Genomic DNA, 7,228 nt, shown 5'->3' with positions numbered 1-7,228 from the left:
CGGGCCCCGGAGGAGGAGTTCGCTCATTCCGTCTTCGACGTCCCGCACCCACACCCCGCCGCTCTTGCGCGCGACCTGATGCCGCTCCGCGAACGTCGTGGGCTGCACCTGCTCCACGAGCCGTGCGAGTTGTTGTCCGAGCCGCCCGGGCGTGGTGGACGAGGCCCGCTCCAGAGCTTCGGTTTCGAACGCGGCCCGAATGTCGGGGTCGGTGAGTTTCACCCCGTGTTCCACGATCGCCCGCACGTGCCCGACCGACACCGCCCCTGCCGCCAGCGCCTCACACGACGCCGCGAAGCGCGTAACCAATGTATGGGCGTCGTTCATCCGCCGCTGCACCGACCGGTCCGGTTGCCGCGCACACGTCCCCAGCTCCGCGGCCAGTGCCCGCAAGGGTAGTTCGGCTTCGCGGCCGGCGGAGCCAGCACCGCCATGACCTCAGCTTCGGCCGAGGCCACCCCTGCCACCGCGGCCGCGTACTTCGCCGCAAGGGCCGCCGCGACAGCATCCACACCGTCGACATCGACGCCATCGACGTTGTCGTCGGGTGCGTCTCCGCCGGTCGGTGTTCTCATATTCGAACTCTACGACAGACCACCGACATTGACATTCGTATATATGTATCTCTGACGCCCCACGGCGAATTTCTCGAATGAGACTTCTCTCATCTCAAGTCGGCAGCGAGACCCGAGCGCCCTTCGACGAGGTCAGGGCACGCAACAGCTCAGGGGGCGCAACGGGCAGGGCGCCCGAAGACAGGCTCAGGGCGCGCAACAGGCCCAGGAGGGCGAAGACAGACTCGGATCAGGCGTTGGAGAACGCGACCACGGCGTTGTGCCCGCCGAAGCCGAAAGAGTTGCTGATCGCGAGCTGGTCACCAGCACCGAGATCCTGCACATCGCCGGAGATGCGGAACGGCACCTCGGGATCCTGCGTCGTCAGGTTGATGGTGGGCGGGGCCTGACGCTGACCGATCGCGAGCACCGTGAAGATCGCCTCCAGCGCGCCCGTGCCGCCGAGCAGGTGGCCGGTCGAAGCCTTCGTGGCGGAGACGGGGATCTCATCGACCCGGGCGCCGAAGACGGCCTTCAGCGCCTGATACTCGTTCGGATCGCCGACCGGGGTGGAGGTGGCGTGGGCGTTGATGTGGGTCACGTCGTCGGGCGAGGCATCGGCCATCTCCAGAGCAAGTCGGACGGCGCGTGCCGCTCCACGGCCCTCGGGATCGTTGGCCGTGATGTGGTACGAATCCGCGGTCACGCCGCCGCCGACCACGTACGCGTAGATCTTCGCGCCGCGGGCCTTGGCGTGCTCTTCGGTCTCGAGGATCAACGCGCCGGCGCCCTCGCCCATGACGAAGCCGTCGCGGTCGACGCTGCACGGGCGCGATGCCGTGCTCGGGTCGTCGTTGCGGCGCGAAAGCGCCTGCATCGAGGCGAACGAGGCGACGGTGATGGGGTGGATGGCGGATTCGGTGCCGCCCGCGATGACGATGTCGGCGAGCCCGTCCTGCAGGTGCTCGACGGCGTTCACGATCGACTCGGTGCTCGAGGCGCAGGCGCTGGCGACGGTGCGCGCGAAGGCGCGCGCTCCGAAGTGGAGGGAGAGATTTCCCGCCGCCGCATTGGGCATGAGCATCGGCACCGTCATCGGCATCACCCGGCGAGGACCCTTCTCGCGCAGCGTGTCCCACGCGTCGAGCAGGGTCCACACCCCGCCGATGCCGGTGGCGAAGTCGACGCCGAGGCGCTCGGGGTCGACCTCGGGCGCTCCCGCGTCCTCCCACGCCTCCATCGCCGCGACGAGCGCGAACTGCGACGCCGGGTCGAGACGTTTGGCAACCGGCCGCGCGAGCACCGCTTCGGGGCGGACTTTCGCCTCGGCCGCGAACGTGACGGGCAGTTCGTAGGTGGCGACCCACTCGTGCTCGAGGGTGCGCGCACCCGACTCGCCGGCGAGCAGCGCACTCCAGCTCTCGGGGGCGGTGCCGCCGAGCGGCGAACTCGCGCCGATGCCGGTGACGACGATACGGGGGGTGGTCATGACACGAAACCTCACGGGGAAGAACGGAGATCCCGGGGGCACACGCCCCCGGGCCGCCGGATCAGGACTGGTTCGAGGTGATGAAGGTGACGGCGTCGCCGACGGTCTTGAGGTTCTTGACCTCGTCGTCGGGAATCGTCACACCGAACTTCTCCTCGGCGTTGACGACGATCGTCATCATCGAGATGGAGTCGATGTCGAGGTCGTCGGTGAACGACTTCTCGAGCGCGACCTCGTCGGCCGAGATGCCGGTCTCGTCGGTGATGAGCTCGGCGAGGCCTGCGAGCACCTCTTCGGTGGAAAGGGCCATGATGTCTCCTTCTATGGGTGATTCGAGTTCGGGGGAGTGGACGTGTCGGCGACCGCAGATCAGTCTAGGGCGACGAGTCCGCCGTGCCCGGGAGCACGACGACCTGCGCGCCGAAGACCAGCCCCGCGCCGAAGCCGATCTGCAGGGCGAGCCCGCCGGCGACCTCCGGGTGCTCGGCGAGCAGTCGGTGTGTGGCCAGCGGGATCGAAGCGGCCGACGTGTTGCCGGTGGTTTCGATGTCGCGGGCGACGACGACACTCTCGGGCAGACCGAGCTGCTTCGCGAACTCGTCGATGATGCGCATGTTCGCCTGGTGAGGCACGAAGGCCGCCAGGTCGTCGGCTGTCACGCCCGCAGCCTCGAGGGCCTGCCGGGCGACCTTCACCATCTCCCACACCGCCCAGCGGAAGACCGTGGGCCCCTCCTGCCGCAGCGTCGGCCAGGGCGACGCTGCGTCGCGGAACTCGGTCAGCGTGTGGTTCATGCCCACGGCGTCGGCCTTGGAGCCGTCCGAGCCCCAGATCGTCGGCCCGATTCCGGGCGTGTCGCTCGGCCCGACGACCACCGCTCCGGCCCCGTCGCCGAGCAGGAACGAGATGCTGCGGTCGGTGGGATCGACGATGTCGCTCAACTTCTCCGTGCCGATGACGACCGCGTAGTGCGCCGCTCCCGCTCGGATCAGGGCGTCGGCCTGCGCGACACCGTAGGCGAAGCCCGCGCAGGCTGCGTTGAGGTCGTAGGCGGCGGCGGGATTGGCGCCGACGCGGTCGGCGACGATCGCCGAGACCGATGGCGTCTGCTTCGGGTTGCTGATCGTCGCGACGATCACGAGGTCGATGTCGGACGCCTGGACGCCGGATGCCTCGATGGCCTCGACGGCGGCGTCGGCCGCCAGATCGATAGCCGACGTCGTCGCGATGGCGCGTGTGCGCGTGACGATCCCGGTGCGCTGGCGGATCCACTCGTCGCTGGAGTCGATGGGCCCCACGAGCGCGTCGTTGTCGACGTACTCCTCACCGCGCGCCGCGCCGTAGGCGTAGATGCGGGTGTGGGCGGGTCCCGTCGGCTGGACGAGGGGTGTGATGGTGCTCATGCGTTCTCCTCCGAAAGCAGCGTCGCGGCGGCCTCGAGGTCGTCGGGAGTCTTCAGCGCGACGGCGGGCGTGCCCCGCATGGCACGCTTGGCCAGGCCCGTCAGGGCGCCGGCCGGAGCGAGTTCGACCAGGCCCGTCGTGCCGGCTTCGGCGAAGCCCGCCATGCACAGGTCCCAGCGCACCGGGGACGCCACCTGACCGACGAGCAGCCGCAGGGCTTCGTCGCCGTCGGCGACCGTGGCTCCCGTGCTGTTCGTCCAAAGCGTCAACGCGGGGTCGGATGCACTCACCCGGTCGGCCGCGGAGCGCAGCTCGGCGACGGCAGGGGTCATGTACGAGGTGTGGAAGGCCCCGGCGACCTGCAGCGGCACCACGCGAGTACCCCGCAGCGGTTCGGCGGCGAGCACGCCGAGCGCGTCCAGCCCGCCCGCCGCGACGATCTGCCCGCCGCCGTTGTAGTTCGCCGGCGTGAGCGAGAGCTCCGCCAGGCGCGCGAGCACGTCGCTTTCTGCGCCCCCGAGGATGGCACTCATGCCGGTGCTCTCGAGCGCGGCTGCGGCAGCCATCGCCCGCCCGCGCACCCCGACAAGTCGCATCGCCTCGAGCGGCTCCAGGACGCCGCTGATCGCAAGCGCGGCGAGCTCGCCGACCGAGTGACCCGCGACACCTCGCACCTGCTCGCGGCCCGGCAGATGCTGCCACGAGAGCATGCTCGCGGCGACGATGAGCGGCTGGGCCACGCGCGTGTCGCGGATCGCGTCGGCATCCCACTCCGTGCCGGCGGCGATCAGGTCGACCTCGGCGGCCTCGGAGTATGCCACGAGGGTGTCGCGTGCTCCATCGAGCTCGAGCCAGGGGGTGAGGAAACCCGGGGACTGCGAACCCTGTCCCGGGCATACGACGACGATCACTCGACCAGTCTGCCAATCCCACGGATGCCGATTCTGGCGCCGTGCTACGAAGAAACCGCCGGACGTTTGTGCGCGCCCGCCAATCCGGGACGCTTGCGCTGCCCCTCGGCACCCGCCACCTGTCCCAGGATGAGGGCGGATTGCAGGATGAGCGCCTCGCGCGGGCCGGTGGCATCCCACCCGATCACCTCGCTGACGCGCTTGAGTCGATAGCGCACGGTGTTGGGGTGCACGAACAGTTCGCGCGCGGTGGCCTCGAGCGAGCGCCCGTTGTCGAGGTAGCTCCACAGCGTCGTCACGAGATCGGGTGAGTGCGCCTGCAGCGGACGGTAGATGCGTTCGACGAGGGTCTGCTTGGCGAGCGGGTCGCCGGCCAGCGCGCGCTCCGGCAGGAGATCGTCGGCCTCGACGGGCCGTGGAGCGTGCCGCCACCCGCGTGCGACGGCGAAGCCGGCGAGGGCCGCCCGGGCGCTCGCGCTCGCATCGACCAGCGCAGGCACGGGAGGCCCGAGCACGAGGTGGCCGGGTCCGAACCCGGGCTCCAGGTGCAGGGCGATGTCCGGAAAAGGCAGGTCAGCGACAGGCTCTTCGCCACGTGCGCCCGCGTCGGAGCGACCCATGACGAGAACGAGGCGCGATCCCTGCACGCCGATCAGGACGTCGACGCCGAGCTTGCGCGCCATTCGCCGCAGCTGATCGACGTCGAACTGCGGCGGCGTGGTGCCGACGAGGACGCAGACCTCGCCGTGTCCGTGCCAGCCGAGCGCGGCGATACGGCTCGGCAGTTCGGCGTCGGCCTCGCCGGTGAGGATCGAGTCGACGACGAGCGCCTCGAGCCGGGCATCCCACAGACCGCGCGCCTCGGCGGCGCGTGCATAGACGTCGGCCGCGGCGAATGCGACGTCGCGGGAGTACTTGAGGATCGCTTCGCGAACGTTTCCGCCCCGGCCGGCGACGCGCTCCTCCGTGATCTCGACGGTCACGCGGATCAGCTGCAGGGTCTGCTGCAGGCTGACGCTGCGCAGCAGCTCCCGCGGCGCCGCCGCGAAGATGTCGGCCGCGATCCACGGTGTGGACTCGGGATCCTCGTACCACTGGATGAACGACGTGATGCCTGCCTGGGCGACCAAGCCGACGGCCGATCGTCGCCCAGGCGGCATCTCGCGGTACCAGGGCAGGGTGTCCTCGAGACGTTTCAGCGTCGCTGTCGCGAGGTCGCCCGAGATACGGCGGAGCCACGTGAGTGTCTCCGCCTTGCGCTCGGACTGCGTCGTCCCTGCCACCTGAGCGTCAGCTCTCGCCGCCGGCATTCCCGGTCGTGCCGGCCGTCACATCGTGCAGACGGTACTTCTCGATCGCCGCGGCGACGGCTCCGGCATCCACGGCGCCCTGCGTGGCGAGAGCCTGCAGCGTGCGGACGACGATCGAGGGACCGTCGATCTTGAAGTACCGGCGGGCGGCGGCTCGGGTGTCCGAGAAGCCGAAGCCGTCGGCGCCCAGCGTCCAGTAGTCGTGCTGCACCCAGGGGCGGATCTGGTCCTGAACGGCGTGCATGAAATCGCTCACGGCGATGACGGGCCCGGGAGCGCCGGCCAGCTTCTGCGTGATGTAGGCGGTGCGCGACGGCTCGCCCGGGTGCAGGAAGTTGTGCTCGTCGACGGCGAGGCCGTCGCGGCGCAGCTCCGTCCAGGAGGTCACCGACCACACGTCCGCGGCGATCCCCCAGTCCTGGCGCAGCAGCTGCTGGGCCTCGATCGCCCACGGCACGCCCACGCCCGATGCGAGCAGCTGGGCGCGCGCACCCTCGCCCTCGCCGACCGAGACGCGGTGGATGCCGCGGACGATGCCGTCCACGTCCACATCTTCGGGCTCGGCGGGCTGGACGATCGGCTCGTTGTACACGGTCATGTAGTACATGACGTTGGGATCGGGGTGTGCTCCGCCGTACATCCGCTCGATGCCCGAGCGCACGATGTGGGCGATCTCGTAGCCGTAGGCGGGGTCGTAGGACACCGTGGCCGGGTTGGTGGAGGCGAGCAGGTGCGAGTGGCCGTCGGCGTGCTGGAGGCCCTCGCCCGTGAGTGTCGTGCGTCCCGCCGTGGCGCCGATGATGAACCCGCGCGCCATCTGGTCGCCGGCGGCCCACTGGGCGTCGCCGGTGCGCTGGAAGCCGAACATCGAGTAGAAGATGTAGACCGGGATGAGCGGCTCGCCGTGCGTGGAGTAGGACGTGCCGACGCCGGTGAAGGCGGCGAGGGCACCCGCCTCGTTGATGCCGACGTGCATGATCTGCCCCTGCGGGCTCTCCTTGTACGCCAGGAGCAGTTCGCGGTCGACCGAGGTGTAGTGCTGGCCGTTCGGGTTGTAGATCTTCGCCGTCGGGAAGAACGCGTCCATGCCGAACGTGCGCGCCTCATCGGGGATGATCGGCACGATGCGGTGGCCGAAGTCCTTCGCGCGCAGCAGGTCCTTCAGCAGGCGCACGAAGGCCATCGTCGTGGCGATCTCCTGCGTGCCCGATCCCTTCTTTGGCAGGGCGTAGGCGGCGTCGCCCGGCAGCGCGAGGTCCACGTGGGTCGCGCGGCGCTCGGGGATGAAGCCGCCGAGGTCGCGCCGTCGGTCGAGCATGTACCGGATGGTCTCGTCGCCCGTGCCGGGGTTGTAGTACGGCGGCTGGTACGGGTTCTCCTCGAGCTGCGCGTCGCTGATGGGGATGTGCATCGCGTCGCGGAACTGCTTGAGGTCGTCGAGGGTCATCTTCTTCATCTGGTGGGTCGCGTTGCGGCCCTCGAAGTGCGGACCCAGGCCGTAGCCCTTTATGGTCTTGGCGAGGATGACGGTGGGCTGGCCCTTGTGCTCGACGGCCGCCTT

The 7,228-nt window shown here is 69.8% G+C and carries 7 protein-coding genes and 1 pseudogene; all 8 read right to left on the bottom strand.

Translation table 11 applies throughout. The annotated features are described in order from the left end of the window. Positions 1-393: DUF222 domain-containing protein (locus DI573_RS13280; protein ID WP_292815214.1), on the bottom strand; the 393-nt coding region annotated here is incomplete at its 3' end. Next, entirely contained in the window at positions 324-575 is a 252-nt protein-coding gene (locus DI573_RS13275) for a hypothetical protein (RefSeq protein WP_292815211.1), read from the bottom strand. The genes DI573_RS13275 and DI573_RS13280, both read right to left, overlap by 70 nt. A 229-nt stretch (positions 576-804) precedes the next feature. Then, positions 805-2,043, bottom strand: a complete 1,239-nt coding sequence (locus DI573_RS13270) for a beta-ketoacyl-[acyl-carrier-protein] synthase family protein (RefSeq protein WP_292815208.1) — start codon at positions 2,041-2,043, stop codon at positions 805-807. Positions 2,044-2,104: 61 nt separating this feature from the next. Then, positions 2,105-2,353: an acyl carrier protein gene (locus tag DI573_RS13265; RefSeq protein WP_292815205.1), complete on the bottom strand. Its 249-nt coding sequence runs from the start codon at positions 2,351-2,353 to the stop codon at positions 2,105-2,107. A 64-nt stretch (positions 2,354-2,417) separates the two neighbouring features. Continuing rightward, positions 2,418-3,446, bottom strand: a complete 1,029-nt coding sequence (locus DI573_RS13260; RefSeq protein ID WP_292815202.1) for a beta-ketoacyl-ACP synthase III — start codon at positions 3,444-3,446, stop codon at positions 2,418-2,420. Continuing rightward, positions 3,443-4,357: an ACP S-malonyltransferase gene (locus DI573_RS13255; RefSeq protein WP_292815199.1), complete on the bottom strand. Its 915-nt coding sequence runs from the start codon at positions 4,355-4,357 to the stop codon at positions 3,443-3,445. The genes DI573_RS13260 and DI573_RS13255 overlap by 4 nt, the downstream gene beginning before the upstream one ends. A 44-nt stretch (positions 4,358-4,401) precedes the next feature. Further along, positions 4,402-5,640 carry a helix-turn-helix domain-containing protein gene (locus tag DI573_RS13250; RefSeq protein ID WP_292815192.1) on the bottom strand — a complete coding sequence of 413 codons (1,239 nt, stop codon included), beginning with the start codon at positions 5,638-5,640 and terminating at the stop codon, positions 4,402-4,404. Between the two features lie 7 nt (positions 5,641-5,647). Next, positions 5,648-7,228, bottom strand: a pseudogene (locus tag DI573_RS13245) (pyruvate dehydrogenase (acetyl-transferring), homodimeric type); the annotation flags it as partial.

The organism is Microbacterium sp. (assembly GCF_003248605.1).
GTDB lineage: Bacteria > Actinomycetota > Actinomycetes > Actinomycetales > Microbacteriaceae > Microbacterium.
The sequence above is the reverse complement of the archived record's forward strand: the minus strand, read 5'-3'. Positions and strand labels throughout refer to the sequence as shown.

Excerpts from the sequence above, each read along its gene's own strand:
- DI573_RS13275 (WP_292815211.1), bottom strand. The coding sequence starts at position 575 with ATGAGAACACCGACCGGCGGAGACGCACCCGACGACAACGTCGATGGC.
- DI573_RS13270 (WP_292815208.1), bottom strand. The coding sequence starts at position 2,043 with ATGACCACCCCCCGTATCGTCGTCACCGGCATCGGCGCGAGTTCGCCG.
- DI573_RS13265 (WP_292815205.1), bottom strand. The coding sequence starts at position 2,353 with ATGGCCCTTTCCACCGAAGAGGTGCTCGCAGGCCTCGCCGAGCTCATC.
- DI573_RS13260 (WP_292815202.1), bottom strand. The coding sequence starts at position 3,446 with ATGAGCACCATCACACCCCTCGTCCAGCCGACGGGACCCGCCCACACC.